The organism is Streptomyces sp. NPDC056600 (genome assembly GCF_042792855.1).
Classification (GTDB): domain Bacteria; phylum Actinomycetota; class Actinomycetes; order Streptomycetales; family Streptomycetaceae; genus Streptomyces.
Genome location: NZ_JBHTVQ010000014.1, coordinates 81,320 through 98,576, shown reverse-complemented (window position 1 = coordinate 98,576; position 17,257 = coordinate 81,320). Strand labels below are relative to the sequence as shown.

The following is a 17,257-nucleotide window of genomic DNA, read 5'->3' as shown; positions in this document are numbered from 1 at the left end:
CCAGTGCCGAGAGGACGTCGGCGCAGAGAGCGCAGTCATCGAGGTGACCGCGCACCGACTCTGTACGGTCGGGGGCGAGTGCCCCCTCCACCAGGTCGGAGATCTCGGTGACGTCCGGGTGCCCGGCCGTGTCCTTCGTCGCGGTCACGCTCGTTCACCTCCGCCCTTCGCGGTAGCAGAATCGGTGGGTCCGGTGAGGGGCTTCTCAGAGACCCCAGGTGGGACGGACGCGCGGGGCGGGTGGTTCCGTCCTTCACCCGAAGGGTGTCCTGGTCGGGCACGGGGCGGCCGCAGATGGGTCAGCAGAGGCAGCAACCGTGCTCTCCCCCGGGCGCAGCGGCTCTTCACGGTGCCGACGGGGACGTCGAGGATGCCCGCCGCCTCCGCGACGGGATACCCCTGCATGTCCACCAGGACCAGGGCCGCACGCTGGTCGGCGGGCAGGGTGGCGAGAGCCGCGACCAGCTCCCGCTGGAGGTCGTTGCGCTCGGCCGGGGCGGAGGCCGCCTCGTGCGGCTCCAGCAATTGCTCCATGCGCTCGGGGTCGTCCACCGGTGAGGTCCTGCGGGTCGCTGCCTTGCGGAGGCGGTCCAGGCAGGCGTTCACGGTGATGCGGTGCAGCCAGGTGGTGACGGCGGAGTGGCCACGGAAGGTGTGCGCGGAGCGGTAGGCGGAGACCAGGGCGTCCTGGACGGCGTCGGCCGCCTCCTCCCGGTCGCCGAGGGTGCGGAGTGCCACCGCCCACAGCCGGTCACGATGTCGGCGGACCAGTTCACCGAAGGCGTCGGGGTCGCCCCGGAGGTGGAGGTCCAGCAGTTCTTGGTCGTTCGTGCCGCCGTACCCGCCGACGTCCGCCATCCGCCCCTCCCCCTGTGGTTCGTTCCCCGGGGTGGGTCGCTCGCCCTGTGGCATCCGGAGCGGCGACCCGTCCCCGATGCGTCAGCTGGTCACCTTGATGTCGACCACCCGGCCGCGGAACGTGCCGGCGCTCTCCGGCGGCAGCTTGGTCAGCCAGACCAGAAGGTAGCGGGACTCGAGGTCCTTGCCCGGAGTGAGCGTGACCTTCGTACCGGAGCCCTGGGCCACCTTCTTGAACGCGTCGAAGGAGGTGGGCTGTGCGCCGTCCGCGCCGGATGCCGCGCGCAGTTCGACCGAGGTCTCACCCACGAACGTGACGGTGACCTTGCCGACCGACTGCTTCTTGCCGAGGTCGAGGATGACCCCGACTCCCGACTTCAGGTTTCCGAACTTGGCGTCACCCGAGTAGTAGTCCGTCTGCCAGTAGGTGCCGGACTTGCTGTCGTAGACCTTCCCTATGTCCGCGGGCTTCTCGCGGCCATCGCTGCCGAACGGGTCGAAGTCGGTGGCGTCCTCGATGGCTATCGGCAGGGGCGCCTTCGGCTTGTCGTCCTGCGGCGCGTTCTGCGGCACCGTCTTGAGCGGTTCATGCTTCTTGTCCAGCAAGGTGGCCGCGAGCTGCCAGCTGCCGAGGCCCAGGGCGGCGATCAGGAGCGCCGAGACGGCCCACTTGAGCGCCTTGCCCGTCTTGGTGTCCAGCGGAGCGGGCGGGGTGGGCACGGGCGGCGGCACGGGGCCCGCTGCCGTGTAGCCGGTCGGGGCATAGGGAGGCCGCACGTACTCCGACGGCGGGGTGAAGGAAGGCTCGGGACGCCGGACGCGCGGCATCTCCGTGACCGCCTTGGCCAGCTCCTCCGGCGTCGTGCAGGCGGACTCGTGGCGGGAGGCGGTGGCGCCGTTGTTGGCGAGGGCACGCATCGCCAGCTCGGACAGGCCCAGGTGGACCCCGGCCCGGACCTGGTCCGGGGGGATCAGCCCGAGGTCCTTGGGCAGGCCGGCGAGACCGTGGGCATCCGTCTCGTAGGGCCAGCGGTGGGTGAGGGCGGCGTAGAGGAGGGCGCCGAGGGCCTCGGTGTCGGCGCGCTGCGGGGTGTCGGTACTGATGCCGCGCAGCGCGGAGCTCACGGCGAGGCCGCGGATCCGCCACTGTCCCGCGGAAGTCCGCAGAACGGTGCTCGGGGTGATGCAGAGATGGGCGAGACCCTCGCGGTGGGCCGCAGCCATGGCCTGGGAGACCTGCAGCACCATCTGGTAGGCCTCGTGCGCCTCCAGCGGTCCGGAGGCCAGCAGGCCGGTGAGTTCGGTGGCGTCGGGGAGCCACTCGTGGACCACGTAGACGAGGTCGTCGTCCTCGACCGCGTCGAGGACCTGGACGAACCGGGGGTCACCGAGGAGAGCCGCGGCGCGGGCCGCGGACAGGACCGAACGGGCGCGAGGGTGGTCGGTCGGCAGGATGTGCACGCCGACGGCACGGCGGAGCATCTCGTCCATCGCGCGCCAACTGCTGAACCCGTCCAGACGGGTGACGCATTCCTCCAGACGGTACCGCCTGGCCAGCTTGTGACCGCTGTGCAGTTCGAGCGCCTGGGCCGGGACCTGGTCCGTCACGACCGCGTCGCCCTGCGCCTGGTCGTGCTCCGTGCCCGGTTGCCGCTTCTGGGCCACCCCGTCGGCCGTGGACTGGTCCGCCTCGGCGGTCGACGACTCGTCGCCGCCTGCGCCTGCCACGTCGACGGCAGCTGTGCTTCGTTCCGCCACCGTCGTTCCTGCCTCCCCATCCATCGCGTGCTCACCACGCCGAAACCCATTGTGCCCACAGTCCGTCACTCCGCACGACAAGCGGTGGCGGCCGATGGTTGTGCGCCTACCCCGGACTCATCGCCCGAGGCGTCCCCTGACCATGCCGACCAGAGAGTTCAGCTCCTCCACTCTCATCCGCCGGGCGGCGAGGAAGAAGACTGCGAGAAGAACGATGCCGCCCAGGACGAGCGCGCTCAGCGATCCGAGAAGACTCCAGCCCAGAGTCTGGCCGATGCCGTAGCAGACGGCCCCGCTGAGTGCGGCGGCCGGAACCGACGCGATGCAGAGCCTGGCATACGTCCGCAGTACGCGGGAGCCGTCGAGGTCACCGCCGAGCTTCTTGCGCAGGCGCCGCCAGGCGACGCCCACGCCGATGCCGTACGCCAGGCCGTACGAGGCGGCCATGCCGACCACGGCCCAGCGGGCCGGCAGCAGCAGGAAGCAGAGGAACGACGCGCCGGCGTTGCCCGCCGCGACGATCACGGTGTTGTAGAAGGGGGTCCGGGTGTCCTCGTAGGCGTAGAAGGCACGCAGCACCACGTACTGGACCGAATAGGGGATCAGGCCGAGGCCGAAGGCCATCAGCATGTAGCCCATGTTGGTCGCCGCGGAGGTGCCGGAGCCGCCGAACATCAGGTTGCACATGGGGACGCCCAGGGCGATGAAGCCGAAGGCGATCGGGACGATCGCGACGGCCGTGGTCCGCAGGCCCTGCGAGATGTCGTCCCGGACCGCACCGGTGTCGTCCTCCGCGGCGGAGCGGGCCAGCCGGGGCAGCAGCGCGGCCATCAGCGAAACGGTGATGATCGCCTGCGGCAGGCCCCAGATCAGCTGGGCGTTGGCGTAGGCGCTGAAGCCGGTACCGGCGACGACCTTGCCGTCCAGGAGGGCCGCGGTGGCCAGCTGGGAGACCACGACGGCGCCGAGCTGGTTGGCGAGCACGAAGAGGACGGTCCACTTGGCGAGCTTGGCGGCCTTGCCCAGGCCGTGTCCACGCCAGTCGAAGCGCAGCCGGAGGCGGAAACCGCTCTCCTTGAGGTACGGGATCATCGCTAGCGCCTGGACCACCAGGCCCAGCAGCACGCCGATGCCGAGAAGGCGGAGACCTTCCGGCGGGATGCTGCTCACGCTCATCTTCGAGTCGGCGGACGTGCCGTAGACCCACAGGAACATGCCGAGCGTCACGATGATGACGATGTTGTTGAGGACGGGGGTCCACATCATCGCGCCGAACCGGTTCCGCGCGTTGAGGATCTGGCCCATCACCACGTGGACGCCCATGAAGAAGATCGTGGGCAGGAAGTACAGCGTGAAGGTGACGGCGACGTCGTTGGCGGCCGGATCGTCCGCGACGGCATCGGAGACGGCACGGACCAGCAGGGGCGCACCAAGCATGGCGAGGCCGGTCAATGCCGCCAGTGCCACCATCACCAGAGTGAGGAGACGGTTGGCGTACGCCTCGCCGCCGTCCTCATCCTCCTTCATGGCGCGCACCAGCTGAGGCACGAACACCGAGTTGAGACCGCCACCCACGGTGAGGATGTAAAGCATGGTGGGCAGCTGGTAGGCGACCTGGAAGGCGTCACCGAGTGTCGCCGTGCCCAGGGCTGCGACGATCATCATGGAGCGGATGAAGCCGGTGAGTCGCGACACCAGGGTGCCGGCGGCCATCACCGCGCTCGACTTGAGGATGCCGGAGGCGCGGCCGCCCTTCTTGGCCGCGGCCGAGGGTTCCTCCGGTCCCCCGGCCGCAGGGCCGGACGGCTCTGGGCGGGCCTGAGGCGCGCCGGCGGGCCCTGGAGGCACGCCGGGGACCGTCGGAGGCTGCGCGGGGCCGGGGACGCCCACCGGGGGCATCCCCGCGCCTGCTGCGGGGCCGCCCGGAGGCCGGGCGCCGCTCGGCTGCTGGTCGCGGTAGAGGTTGGCGAAGGCGTCCTGGTTCTGACCCGCCGAGGGGGCGCCGCTCACCAGCTCGTCGACGCCGACGTAGGGGGAGCGGTCGTCCGAGGACGACCGGGCGCCTGCCGGCGCCTGGCCGGGTGCCGGGGCCCAGACCCGCGGGTCCGGAGCCCGGGGCGGCTCGGGCGCCTGAGGACCCTCCTGCGGGGCGTGCGCCTCCGGCGTCACCGGCGGCCCCACCGAAGGGTCGTAGAGCCCTTCGCCGGCCCGATCCTGCGTGGACGGGTCCTGACCACGGTAGGGGTCCTGGTCGTGGGCGTCCTGGAAGTACATGTCCGCGGGCGGCTGCGGAGGCACCTGCCCGTGCTCGGTCGGCGGCACCCCGGGGTGGCCCGGCCCGCTCGCGGACCGGCCGCGGTCACCGTCGTACGGCGCGTTCATGGTTACCCCACCTCATGGTTCCCGGGCCGACCGGCCTCGACATCGCTCAACGGTCCACTTTCTCACCCGTGGCGGACGGGTCGGCGCTTTCCGCCGAGGTGTCCGGGGCCGGGTCACTCGCCTGCTCGGAGGCGTCCGGGGTCCGGCCGGGGCCGTCCCCCTGCTCGGCCGCGGCGTCGGCCTCCGCGTCGCGGCGGGCCGCAGCGCGCTTGCGCTGGGTGTACATCCGGAATCCGGCCAGCACCAGGATCAGCACGCCGCCGCCGATCACCAGCATGACCGTCGCCGTCACCTCGGTGGCCCGCACCTTGAACGTCACCGAACGACCGTAGGCCTGGCCGTCCTCGGTGTAGAGCTGGGCGACGACGGTGGACGGGCCGTTGGCGTTCGCCGAGGTGGTGAACTTCACCGACTGGCTGCGGCTGCCGGCCACGGTGATCGGCTGTTCGTCGTACCGCTTCCCGTTGATCTCCAGACGCGTCGGGTTGGTGGAGGTCAGCCTGACCACCAGCCCCTCGACGTCCTGCAGGAGGTCGTTCTTGACGGTCACCGGGATGGTGGCGCTGTGCCCGGAGAGCTTGGTCTCCGACTTGTCGATCAGCCACACACGATCGGCGAGGTCGTCCAGGTACGCCTTGACATCGGCACGGTAGTCGCCCGCCGCCCCGGCGTGTCCCCGCCAGGAGACGGACATCGCGCGGTTCATGGCCCGGCCGAAGGGGGTCACCACGCGCTCTTTCCTGCTGAGGATGACCTTGAAGCTGTCGAGCTTGTCCTGCGTCCGCGCGATCTGCTCGAAGGCCTCCCGGGGGAGTTCCTTCTTACGCAGTGCGGAGGGGTAGGCCGAGCGGGGCGGCACCGACGAGGAGGCGCGCGGATCGGGGTCCGTCTCCGCGGTCTCCGACAGCGCCTGCGGCAGGGACCAGGATCCTTCCCGGAGGGCGGTCAGAGCCTCGGCCATGGCCTGCGCCTGGGCGGCGGACGGCGTGCGCTGAGGAGCGACGAGGATGCTGCGCTCCCGGCTGGTCTGCTGGGTGATCGCGACGCTCTGGCCGAGGAACTGCTGCACGGCCTGGGTGGAGTTCTCCGCCCGGGACAGGTCGCCCTGGAAGGCGGTCGACAGCAGTGCGTCGGCCACCACGGCGGTGGTGCCGCCGCCGATGGGCCGGGCGGCGGACGGGGTGTACGACAGACCGTCCTTGAGGCTGTCGCTGCGCGCGATCACCTTGTCGGCGCCGGCCGAGGTGGCCACGTTCTTGATCGCGGGGTCGAGCGCGCCGTCGACGGGCCAGGCGTACTCCGTGGAGGCCTCCACGTGGAGGACGGTCCGTACGGTCAGGGCGGCCACGTCGGTCGCGCTCTTGAGCTGGTTCAGGGTGCCGCTGACGTTGCGGCCGTTGTGCGCGATGGACGCCAGGTCCGGGTCCGCGAACGGCAGCGCGACGACCTCTTCGTCCTGGACCGCCGCGTTGAGCTTGGACAGCCAGCGGGCCGCGTCCTTCTGATGCGTGCCGCGGACGCTGCGGCCGTCCTCCCCCTTCACCTCGTAGGCGCTGTCCGCCATCACGTCGACCGTGGCCAGGAGGTCCGGGTCGACCACCCACGTGATGTCCAGTTCGTCGCCCAGGGAGACCATGCGGTCCAGGCGGCCGCCGGGTGCGATCTCCTTGCCCAGGGAGTCGTTCAGGAACACCGGGGCCCGGTCGTCGTCGGAGGCGGTCTCGGCGGTCATGCTGACATCCGAGATCAACGGCCACAGGAAGGTCGTGCGGGTGGCGGTCCTGGTGTCCGGCTGCCAGGGCAGGACGGTCCGCCCGATGCCGAGCACCTGCTCCGCCCACGGCTGCTCGGCGGTCAGGCCCGAGAGCGAGGCGCCGAACTGGTAGACCCCTGCCTCGCCCAGGCCCAGCTCGTCGGCCGGGACCGTGATGGTGAAGACCTGCGAGACCTTCGGCTCGAGCCGCTCGAACCCGGCGGTGTACTTGCCGCCGACCGGGTTGCCGTCCACACCGGGCTGGAACGTGGTGTGCCGGGAGACGTTGTCGATGGCCGAGCGGGTCCCCAGGGCCTGTCCCAGCCGGAGGTCCACCCGGGCCTCGGTGATCGGCTTCTTGGTGGTGTTGGTGACGGTGCCCGACACGGTCAGCGTGTCGCCCTCGGACAGGACACCGGGCGTCACCTTGTTCAGAGAGACCGAGACCGGACCGGAGGCGGCTTCGGCGGCCTTCGCCGTGGTCGGCGCGCTCGCCGGCGCCGCTGCCGCCTCCTCGGCGGAGGGCAGGACGAGGAAGCCGGCCAGCAGAGGCGCTCCGGCCAGCACTGCGCCGGTGCGCCGCAACCACCGGCGGCCAGGTGAGGAACTCATCCCCTGGAAGTCTGCCGCCTGGGCCACGCGCTCGTCCGTCCCTCGTCGTCGGTGGTGGTCTTCGGTACCGGATTCTCGGCTGCCGGTCGTATGCGACCGGTCGCGGATCGTGCCGCTCGTCGGCGCCTGTCCGAGTGTGCGTCCAGGCATGGTAACGAGGTGCGAGGAGCAGATGCGCCGCGGACCGCTCCAGCACGATCAAGCTCACTGTGTGGACCGTCACCCGGGCACTCGGAAATTACTGGCGAGCGGTGGCCGGGCCGGGCCACGTACTCTTTTCTGTTGTGCCGAACGCCAATGAAGACAAGTCCAGTGCCCTGAGCCAGGCCGAGAGCCTCGCGGTCAGCGAATTGCTCCGCGTGGCTCCCGTCGCCGACGACCTAGGACGCCGATTCCAGGACGCGGGGTTCCGTCTCGCGCTGGTCGGCGGATCGGTACGGGACGCCCTGCTGGGCAGGCTGGGCAACGATCTGGACTTCACCACTGACGCCCGCCCCGAGGACGTCCTGAAGATCGTCCGGCCGTGGGCCGAGGCCGTCTGGGAGGTGGGCATCGCCTTCGGCACCGTGGGCTGCCAGAAGGACGGCTACCAGATCGAGGTCACCACCTACCGCTCGGAGGCGTACGACCGCACCTCACGGAAGCCCGAGGTGTCCTACGGCGACTCCATCGAGCAGGACCTGGTGCGGCGGGACTTCACGGTCAACGCCATGGCGCTCGCGCTTCCGGAGCAGGAGTTCATCGACCCGCACGGTGGCCGGGAGGACCTGGCACGCCGTGTGCTGCGCACGCCGGGCACCCCCGAGGAGTCCTTCTCCGACGACCCGCTGCGCATGATGCGCGCCGCGCGCTTCGCGGCGCAGCTGGACTTCGAGGTGGCGCCTGAGGTGGTCGCCGCGATGACCGACATGGCCGGCCGGATCGAGATCGTCTCGGCCGAGCGGGTCCGGGACGAGCTCAACAAACTGATCCTCTCCGCACAGCCGCGCAAGGGTCTGACGCTGTTGGTGGACACCGGTCTGGCTGACCACGTGCTGCCCGAGCTACCGGCGCTGCGCCTGGAGCGGGACGAGCACCACCGGCACAAGGACGTCTACGACCACACGCTGATCGTGCTGGAGCAGGCCATCGACCTGGAGGAGGACGGCCCCGACCTGGTCCTCCGGCTCTCCGCGCTGCTCCACGACATCGGCAAGCCGCGCACCCGCCGCTTCGAGCAGGACGGCAGGGTCTCCTTCCACCACCACGAGGTGGTGGGCGCCAAGATGACCAAGAAGCGCATGACAGCGCTGAAGTACCCGAACGAGATGGTGAAGGACGTCTCCCGACTGGTCGAACTCCACCTTCGCTTCCACGGGTACGGGACCGGCGAGTGGACCGACTCCGCGGTGCGCCGCTACGTGCGGGACGCAGGCCCTCTTCTCGACCGCCTGCACAAGCTGACCCGCTCGGACTGCACCACCCGTAACAAGCGGAAGGCGACCGCGCTGTCGCGTGCCTACGACGGGCTCGAGGAGCGCATCGCCCAACTGCAGGAGCAGGAGGAGCTGGACTCGATCCGTCCGGACCTCGACGGCAACCAGATCATGGAGATTCTGGGCGTCGGCCCTGGGCCGGTGATCGGTCGGGCCTACGCGTTCCTGTTGGAGCTTCGCCTGGAGAACGGGCCGATGGAGCACGACGCCGCCGTGGCAGCGCTCAAGGAATGGTGGGCCGGCCAGGACTGAGCAGGCCCGACCTCCGGCCGATCGCCGTTTCACGTGAAACATCGGTGTCCGGAGACGGGTGGCGAGGTGGTGGAGTGATGGGCGATGTTTCACGTGAAACATCGCCCATCACGCGTCCGAAGGTCGCGTCCGGTGCGGTGCCCGGCCGGCGAACCGCAATAGGACCAGTGTGGTGAGGCCGTAGAGCGCCGCCACGGTGAGGACCAGGGACGGGGAGCGACCGTCGTGCGGCAGCATCAGCGCCGCCAGCCCGGCCGCGGCGACGAACGCCACGTTGAAGAGGACGTCGTACAGGGAGAAGATCCGGCCCCGGAACTTGTCCTCGGTGTGGGACTGGACCACCGTGTCGGTCGAGATCTTCGCGCCCTGGGTGACAAGCCCCAGGACGAAGGCGGCCACCATGACGGACGTCGGACGGAACGGCAGGACCAGTGCCGGTGCGAGCACCGTGGCGCTTCCGGCGCAGATCGTCATCCAGCGCATCGGGCCCAGTCGACCGGCCACCGAAGGCGTGATCACCGCGGCGGCGAAGAAGCCGGCCCCCGAGACCGCGACTGCCACACCCAGCAGCGCCAGGCCGTCCTGGGTGCCTCCCACGGTCGTCTCGTCGTTCCAGGTGTGACGGCAGAGCATCAGCACCATCACCGTCTGGGCGCCGTAGCAGAAGCGCATGAGCGTCATCGCGACCAGTGCCCAGGCCGTCTGCCGCCTCTCGGGTTCCCTGAGGTGCCGAAGACCGTCAGCGAGCCCGCGGGCGGTGCCGCTGACCGCCTGGCGCATCTTCGGAGCGGTGACCCCGTTCCGGTCCGGCCCCAGCAAAGAGGGCGCCATGCGGAGCGAGGCGAGTGCGGCGCAGAGGTAGAGAGCGGCGCTCAGCAACACCACCACGGCGTCCGAGTCCGCCCCGGCCAGGCGGACCACGAAGGCCAGACCGCCACCGAGGGTGGCCGCCAGGGTGCCTGCCGTCGGAGTGAGGGAGTTGGCCGTGACCAGCTGCCCGCCGTCGACGACCCGGGGCAGGGAGGCCGAGAGGCCGGCCAGCACGAAGCGGTTGACCGCCGTCACGCACAGCGCGGAGGCGTAGAACAGGGGCCCGGGCGCACCGCCCAGCATCAGGAACGCGGTCACCAGGGCGAGCAGTGCGCGCAGCAGGCTGCCGAACAGGAGAACCTGACGGCGGCGCCACCGGTCGAGGAGGACCCCGGCGAACGGACCGACGAAGGAGTACGGAAGGAGCAGTACGGCCATGGCGGAGGCGATGGCTGCCGCCGAGGTCTGCTGCTCGGGGGAGAAGACGACGTAGGTGGCGAGCGCCACCTGATAGACGCCGTCCGCCGCCTGCGAGAGCAGTCGAACACCGAGCAGACGGCGGAAGTCCCGCAGGCGGAGCAGGACGGACAGGTCGCGTACAGCGGACATGGCGCTCAGCCTCACATACGCAGGCCCGGGAACGGGGGGAGGGGCCCCGGGCGACATGCCCGGGGCCCCTCCTGAGTCCCTGTGGTGCTCCCGCCGGCTCACTCCGGCGAGGGGACGGGTGTCAGCGCTCGACCTCACCCGCGATGAACTTCTCGACGCTGGTGCGGGCCTCGTCGTCGAAGTACTGGACCGGCGGGGACTTCATGAAGTAGCTCGACGCGGAGAGGATCGGGCCACCGATGCCCCGGTCCTTGGCGATCTTCGCAGCGCGCAGGGCGTCGATGATGACACCCGCCGAGTTCGGGGAGTCCCAGACTTCGAGCTTGTACTCCAGGTTCAGCGGGACGTCACCGAAGGCGCGGCCCTCGAGGCGGACGTACGCCCACTTGCGGTCGTCCAGCCAGGCCACGTAGTCGGAGGGGCCGATGTGGACGTTCTTCTCGCCGAGGTCCCGGTCGGGGATCTGCGAGGTGACGGCCTGCGTCTTGGAGATCTTCTTCGACTCGAGGCGGTCGCGCTCGAGCATGTTCTTGAAGTCCATGTTGCCGCCGACGTTCAGCTGCATGGTGCGGTCCAGGACCACGCCACGGTCCTCGAACAGCTTCGCCATCACGCGGTGCGTGATGGTGGCGCCGACCTGCGACTTGATGTCGTCGCCGACGATCGGGACACCGGCCTCGGTGAACTTGTCCGCCCACTCCTTGGTGCCGGCGATGAAGACCGGGAGGGCGTTGACGAAGGCGACCTTGGCGTCGATGGCGCACTGGGCGTAGAAGCGGGCCGCGTCCTCGGAACCGACGGGCAGGTAGCAGACCAGCACGTCGACCTTCTGGTCCTTGAGGACCTGGACGACGTCGACCGGCTCCTCGGCGGACTCCTCGATGGTCTCGCGGTAGTACTTACCGAGGCCGTCGAGGGTGTGACCACGCTGGACCGTGACACCGGTACGCGGCACGTCACAGATCTTGATGGTGTTGTTCTCGGAGGCGCCGATGGCGTCGGCGAGGTCGAGACCGACCTTCTTGGTGTCGACGTCGAAGGCGGCGACGAACTCCACGTCACGGACGTGGTACTCGCCGAACTGCACGTGCATCAGGCCAGGCACCTTGGACGCCGGGTCGGCGTCCTTGTAGTACTCGACGCCCTGCACCAGCGAGGCGGCGCAGTTGCCCACGCCGACGATGGCTACGCGAACCGAACCCATTGCGGTGGCTCCCTGTGTGTACTCGGTGAAACCCTGTGGCTTCACGTGTTGTTGTCTTCGGGCGTCTCGGGCGGGGTGTCGACCCCACGCCGGGTCTGGCCGCCCGTCGCTCCGGATGACGTGTCCTGCTGAGCGGAACCGGAGGACGGCGACCGCTTCTGGTCGCGCCCGGCCCGCTCGCTCTCGATGAGCTCGTTCAGCCAGCGCACTTCGCGCTCCACGGACTCCATGCCGTGGCGCTGGAGCTCAAGGGTGTAGTCGTCGAGGCGTTCCCGCGTGCGCGCGAACGAGGCGCGCATCTTCTCCAGGCGCTCCTCGAGACGGCTGCGCCGGCCTTCCAGCACGCGCATGCGCACGTCCCGTGAGGTTTGCCCGAAGAAGGCGAACCGGGCCGCGAAGGTCTCGTCCTCGTAGGAGTCGGGTCCTGTCTGCGAGAGCAGTTCCTCGAACCGCTCCTTACCTTCTGCCGTCAGCCGGTAGACGATCTTGGCGCGGCGCCCGGTGAGGGGGGCTGCCAGGGCGTCCACGGGTTCGGCCGAGGGTTCCTCGATCAACCAGCCGTTTGCGACCAGCGTCTTGAGGCATGGGTAGAGGGTTCCGTAACTGAAGGCGCGGAATACGCCCAGCGACGTGTTGAGCCGTTTGCGCAGCTCGTAGCCGTGCATCGGGGACTCGCGGAGCAGACCGAGAACGGCGAACTCGAGGATTCCGGCACGCCGGCTCATCGTCGCCTCCTCTCTGCCGCGGACTGTCGGGTCGGCAGTTTATGTTCCCCCGATGTATCGAGTCGATACATCCGAACGATAGGTCTGCCTCGGGCGGCGTACAAGTGCGGCCTCGGTGAGCGGCGTCACATCACCGATTCAGGTGGTAGCGCTATGCGTTGTTCGTGTGTGAGAACCCGATTTGGCGCTGTTCGGCGATGCGTAGTCTGTGCGGCATGCAATCCGCCGGGAACCAAGTGACGTCCGTGATACGTCCACGTCCCAGGTGTAGTACGGCTGATCGAGTGACCGTCGGCCGTACGTCGGGGGGACCGGAAACCAGCCGCTGTTTCCAGGCGCTCATGTGTGCGCCTGCCCGAGGAGTAATCGTTCGATGAGCGAGCACCGTCGCAAACCGCCACAGCCGCAGGGAGGCGGACGTGCCGCGGCCCGACGCGCCCAGTCCGGTTCGTCCTCCGGCCGTCGTGCGGCTCCGAGAGGAGCAACCAACTCCTCCGCCGGCTCGTACTACGGGCCTGACGCGGAGGAGCGTCCGTACGGCGGACGCGCAGAGGCCCGCCGGGCCGCGCAGAGGTCCGGAGGCGCCGGAGGGGCCGGAGGGGCCGGAGGAAGCCGCCGCAGGGCGGCACCCCCGGAGGGGCGGCGTGGCCGCAACGCGTCCAAGGACCGTTTCATCGACTACCCGCGTGCCCGGAAGTACGGCGCTGCCCGGTGGGTGCCCTCGTGGCGCCTGGTCACCGGCACGTTCGTCGCCTTCTTCGCCGGCCTGATGCTGGTCGGTGGCATCGGGTACGCGATGGTGGAGGTCCCCAGTCAGGACAAGGCCGCGATCGCGGAGACCAACGTCTACTTCTGGGCCGATGGAACCCGTATGGCGTCCACGGGTGGTGGAACCACCCGACAGAACGTGGAGATCAGCGACATTCCGCCCGCGCTGCGGAACGCGGTGATCGCTGCCGAGAACGCGTCCTTCGAGGACGACCGGGGCGTCGACCCGATGGGAATCGCCCGGGCCCTCTTCAACATGGCCAAGGGCGACGAGGTGCAGGGTGGTTCGACCATCACCCAGCAGTTCGTGAAGAACACCTACCTGGACCAGAGTCAGACGCTGACTCGTAAGTTCAAGGAGCTGTTCATCTCCATAAAGGTCGGCTCGCAGATGTCGAAGGACCAGATCCTCGCGGGCTACCTGAACACCGCCTACTACGGGCGGAACGCCTACGGCGTCCAGGCGGCATCCCTGGCGTACTTCGACAAGGAGGCCAAGAAGCTCAGCCCGGAGGAGTGCGTCTTCCTGGCCTCGGTGCTGAAGGGCCCGAACCTCTACAGCCCGGACGGCGGATCCGGCGACAACGCGACTCCTGAGAAGAACCGCGAGCGCGCCGAGCTGCGGTGGAAGTGGATCCTGGACCGCATGGTCGAGGTAGACCGGATGACGCCTGCCGAGCGGAGCAAGATCGGGGACTTCCCCGAGCTGAAGAAGCGCCCCACCACGGACCTCCCGGGCCAGAAGGGCTACCTGGTCGACATCGCGAAGACGTACGTGGCCAAGACCGCCGACATCTCCGCGGACGAGCTGGACAAGCGGGGTGGTTACAAGATCTACACCACCTTCGACAAGGACCGCGTGAGGGAGCTGGAGAAGGCCGTCCAGAAGTCGCGCAAGACACTGCTCGACGAGAAGGCCCGTCCGAAGACGGACACCCACGTGCAGTTCGGTGGTGCCTCCATCGACCCCGACACCGGGGCCATCGTGGCTGTCTACGGTGGTGACGGCTTCGACAAGAACCACTTCACCAACAACGCCAACACCTCGGGTGTGCCGGTCGGCTCGACCTGGAAGCCCTTCGTGCTCGCGTCGGCCATGGAGTACGGCACGATCCACACGGACGGGAAGCCGCTGTCGCCGCAGAGCCTGTACCAGGGCAACGACGGAACAGTGATCACGGACCAGAGTGGCAAGCCGCTGCTGAACGACAAGAACCAGCCGTTCAAGCAGAGGAACGAGGGCCCCACGCCCTGGGGCATGATCACGCTCGAAGAGGCCATGGAGCATTCTGTCAATGTGCCTTTTGTCCAGCTGGGCATCGACGTCGGGCTGGACAAGACCCGAGAGACCGCCAAGAGCCTGGGCATCCTCGAGAGCAGCTTCGACACGGGCAACCTGGACACCGCGTCGTTCTCGCTGGGTACCTCGACGCCGAGTGCGATCCGTATGGCAGACGCCTATGCGGGATTCGCCTCCTCCGGTGATCATTACGAGCCGTTCTCCGTGACCAAGGTCGTGGACGTCAAGGGCAACGAACTCCCCGGCTTCGAGCCGCCGGAGAAGAAGAAGGGTCTCGAGCCGGAGGTCGCGGACAACGTGACCAAGGTGCTGGAGAACGTGGTCCAGAACGGTACGGCCAAGGCGCTGGCGGACCTTCCGTTCCCGAACGCCGGCAAGACCGGAACCACCGACGAGAACAAGTCCGCCTGGTACGTCGGGTACACCACGGAGCTCTCCACGGCCGTGGCGATGTTCCGGACCAACCCGAAGGACAAGGAACTCCTCTCCATGAACGGAGTGGGCGGTCTCACCTCCATCCACGGTGGTGACATCCCCGCCGACGTGTGGAAGGAGTACATGTCCATCGCCATGAAGGACACGGACAAGTACCACCCGAAGCCCTTCCCTGATCCGGCGCCGCTGGGGACGGTCTACAACCCCTCCCCGAGCCCGGAGCCGAGCCCCACGGAGTCCGCTCCGGAGGAGGACAAGGAGAAGGACGACCGGCCGAAGCCCAGCAAGCCGGCCGAGCCGTCGTCGAGCTGCCAGCCGTTCGACTTCGAGTGCATGGGCGCCGGTGGGAACACCACCGACGGCCAGACCACCGACGGCGGAACCTTCGGCGGTACGGACACCGGCGGTACCGATACCGGTACGACCACCGACGGCACGACCGGCGGTGAGACCGATACCGGCACGGTGAGCGAAGGAACGGTCTTCGGCAATACCAATACCGGTGGCGGAAACGGAAGAGGCGGAACCACCGGATAGCGACGGAATCGGGCGTCACGCCCGTTTCACGTGAAACATGGGCCGCCGCACCTGCGGGTGCGGCGGCCCTCGCCCTTTTCCGGCGCGGGTACGGCAGGATGTGCGCCATGCCGAGCGCAGAGACGATGCACGAGAGCACTCCCGAGCCGGGGACCGGAGCCACCGTGGCGCGGGTCGCGACGGAGCCCGTGGCGCCGACCCGCGAGGACCCGGTGGCCGCGTCGGGCAGTGCCTTCCTGGGCGGTCCCCTGGGCCGGCACTCGCTGACCGGCGCCTCCTGGTGGTCGCCGGTACGCATCGTGGTGCTGGCGGCGATGGCGGTTTTCGCCCTGGGGCTGATCCAGAAGGCCCCCTGTTACAACGGCGGCTGGTTCTTCGGCGCCGGGGCCCAGTACACCCATGCCTGCTACTCCGACATCCCGCACCTGTACCACGCGCGCGGCTTCGCCGAGGGTCTGGTCCCGTACTTCGACCGGCTGCCCGGCGACATGGAGTACCTCGAATACCCGGTGCTCACCGGAGTTTTCATGCAGGTTGCCGCCTGGCTGACCCCGGACGGCGGCAGTTACCAGGACCTGGGACAGCACTACTGGATGGTCAACGCCGGCATGCTGATGGTGTGCGCCGCGGTGATCGCCGTCTGTACCGTCCGTACCCACGCCCGGCGGCCCTGGGACGGCCTGCTGGTCGCCCTGGCGCCGGCCTTCGCGCTGACCGCCACCATCAACTGGGACCTCTTGGCGGTCGCCCTCACGTCCGCGGCGATGCTGATGTGGTCGCGGTCCCGACCGCTGGCGTTCGGCGTCCTGCTCGGTCTGGCCACCGCGGCGAAGCTCTACCCGGCCTTCCTGCTGGTGCCGCTGCTGGCTCTGTGCTGGCGTGCCGGACGCCTGCGGGCGTACGGGACCGCGGTGGCCGGGGCGGCGGGCGCCTGGCTGGTGGTGAACCTGCCGGTGATGGTCTTCTCCTTCGAGGGCTGGTCGAAGTTCTACCGCTTCAGCCAGGAGCGCTCGGTCGACTTCGGCTCGTTCTGGCTGATCCTCGACCAGCGCACCGATCTGAACCTCGCTCCGGCGGTGGTGAACCCGATCGCCCTCGTCCTGACCGTCGCGGCGCTCGCCGGCGGGGTGGCGCTGGTCGTGGCCGCGCCCAGGCGGCCCCGCTTCGCGCAGTTGGCCTTCCTGGCCGTCGCGGCCTTCATCCTGACCAACAAGGTCTACTCGCCGCAGTACGTGCTCTGGCTGGTCCCCTTGGCCGCCCTGGCGCGTCCGCGGTGGCGCGACTTCCTGATCTGGCAGGCCTGCGAGGTCACCTACTACCTGGGCATCTGGATGTACCTCGCGTTCACCAGCGGTGGCGACAAGGCGAAGGGGCTCCCGCTGGAGGGGTACCAGTTCGCGATCGTCGTCCACCTGGTGGGGACGCTCTTCCTCTGCGCCATGGTCGTGCGCGACATCCTGCACCCGGAGGCGGATCCGGTGCGGCGATCGGGCGACGACGACCCCTCGGGCGGCGTGCTGGACGGAGCGCCCGACGCCGTGGCCCTGCGCGGCCGGTCCGGGCCGTCGGACGAGCCGGGACCCGAAGGGCATGACGAGCACGACGGGACGGACGGGCCCGGCGAGCGCGGCGCCCCCGGGGACGGCGATCGCCCAGGGGACGGCGACCGCGACTCCACGGACGCCTGGGGCGACGTGGACGGTGAGGACCCCTGGAAATACCGCGGCGGCCCTCTCCGGAAGGAGAAGGCCGCTGGGGGGCGGAACGACGGCTGAGGAC

General features: G+C 69.4%; 10 protein-coding genes. 3 read left to right on the top strand and 7 right to left on the bottom strand.

The annotated features are described in order from the left end of the window. Positions 1-144: 144 nt before the first annotated feature. The 4 genes from sigM to ACFRAV_RS10240 form a co-directional block, all read right to left on the bottom strand. Positions 145-858, bottom strand: coding sequence for an RNA polymerase sigma factor SigM (gene sigM, locus ACFRAV_RS10255; RefSeq protein WP_382553411.1), 714 nt, complete (start codon positions 856-858; stop codon positions 145-147). Between the two features lie 81 nt (positions 859-939). Next, entirely contained in the window at positions 940-2,616 is a 1,677-nt protein-coding gene (locus ACFRAV_RS10250; RefSeq protein ID WP_382553409.1) for a protein kinase family protein, read from the bottom strand. 117 nt (positions 2,617-2,733) lie between these two features. Then, positions 2,734-4,998 carry a murein biosynthesis integral membrane protein MurJ gene (gene murJ / locus ACFRAV_RS10245; protein ID WP_382553407.1) on the bottom strand — a complete coding sequence of 755 codons (2,265 nt, stop codon included), beginning with the start codon at positions 4,996-4,998 and terminating at the stop codon, positions 2,734-2,736. 46 nt (positions 4,999-5,044) lie between these two features. Further along, positions 5,045-7,390, bottom strand: coding sequence for a DUF6049 family protein (locus tag ACFRAV_RS10240; RefSeq protein WP_382553404.1), 2,346 nt, complete (start codon positions 7,388-7,390; stop codon positions 5,045-5,047). A gap of 257 nt (positions 7,391-7,647) precedes the next feature. Here ACFRAV_RS10240 and ACFRAV_RS10235 point away from each other — a divergent pair, with 257 nt between their 5' ends. Further along, positions 7,648-9,090: a CCA tRNA nucleotidyltransferase gene (locus ACFRAV_RS10235; RefSeq protein ID WP_382553402.1), complete on the top strand. Its 1,443-nt coding sequence runs from the start codon at positions 7,648-7,650 to the stop codon at positions 9,088-9,090. 108 nt (positions 9,091-9,198) lie between these two features. Here the strand turns inward: ACFRAV_RS10235 and ACFRAV_RS10230 are convergent, their stop codons facing one another. From ACFRAV_RS10230 to ACFRAV_RS10220, 3 genes are all read right to left on the bottom strand, one after another. Next, the gene (locus tag ACFRAV_RS10230) at positions 9,199-10,509 is read right to left on the bottom strand and encodes an MFS transporter (protein WP_382553399.1); all 1,311 of its coding nucleotides are present in this window, start codon (positions 10,507-10,509) and stop codon (positions 9,199-9,201) included. Between the two features lie 121 nt (positions 10,510-10,630). Then, positions 10,631-11,713 (bottom strand): inositol-3-phosphate synthase, encoded by a 1,083-nt coding sequence (locus tag ACFRAV_RS10225; protein WP_351113751.1) that lies wholly within the window; start codon positions 11,711-11,713, stop codon positions 10,631-10,633. A 41-nt stretch (positions 11,714-11,754) separates the two neighbouring features. Then, on the bottom strand, positions 11,755-12,438 hold the full coding sequence (locus ACFRAV_RS10220; protein WP_108956435.1) for a PadR family transcriptional regulator: 684 nt from the start codon (positions 12,436-12,438) through the stop codon (positions 11,755-11,757). Positions 12,439-12,811: 373 nt separating this feature from the next. On the opposite strand from ACFRAV_RS10220, the gene ACFRAV_RS10215 reads away from it, so the two are divergent. Together ACFRAV_RS10215 and ACFRAV_RS10210 are read left to right on the top strand one after the other, a co-directional pair. Beyond that, entirely contained in the window at positions 12,812-15,478 is a 2,667-nt protein-coding gene (locus tag ACFRAV_RS10215) for a transglycosylase domain-containing protein (protein WP_382553396.1), read from the top strand. A 98-nt stretch (positions 15,479-15,576) separates the two neighbouring features. After that, positions 15,577-17,253, top strand: a complete 1,677-nt coding sequence (locus ACFRAV_RS10210; protein WP_382553393.1) for a glycosyltransferase family 87 protein — start codon at positions 15,577-15,579, stop codon at positions 17,251-17,253. The last annotated feature ends 4 nt before the right edge of the window (positions 17,254-17,257 follow it).

What these genes read in the sequence shown, in the direction of transcription:
- sigM (WP_382553411.1), bottom strand. Translation starts at nt 858, where the DNA reads ATGGCGGACGTCGGCGGGTACGGCGGCACGAACGACCAAGAACTGCTG.
- murJ (WP_382553407.1), bottom strand. Translation starts at nt 4,998, where the DNA reads ATGAACGCGCCGTACGACGGTGACCGCGGCCGGTCCGCGAGCGGGCCG.
- ACFRAV_RS10230 (WP_382553399.1), bottom strand. Translation starts at nt 10,509, where the DNA reads ATGTCCGCTGTACGCGACCTGTCCGTCCTGCTCCGCCTGCGGGACTTC.
- ACFRAV_RS10225 (WP_351113751.1), bottom strand. Translation starts at nt 11,713, where the DNA reads ATGGGTTCGGTTCGCGTAGCCATCGTCGGCGTGGGCAACTGCGCCGCC.
- ACFRAV_RS10220 (WP_108956435.1), bottom strand. Translation starts at nt 12,438, where the DNA reads ATGAGCCGGCGTGCCGGAATCCTCGAGTTCGCCGTTCTCGGTCTGCTC.
- ACFRAV_RS10215 (WP_382553396.1), top strand. Translation starts at nt 12,812, where the DNA reads ATGAGCGAGCACCGTCGCAAACCGCCACAGCCGCAGGGAGGCGGACGT.
- ACFRAV_RS10210 (WP_382553393.1), top strand. Translation starts at nt 15,577, where the DNA reads ATGTGCGCCATGCCGAGCGCAGAGACGATGCACGAGAGCACTCCCGAG.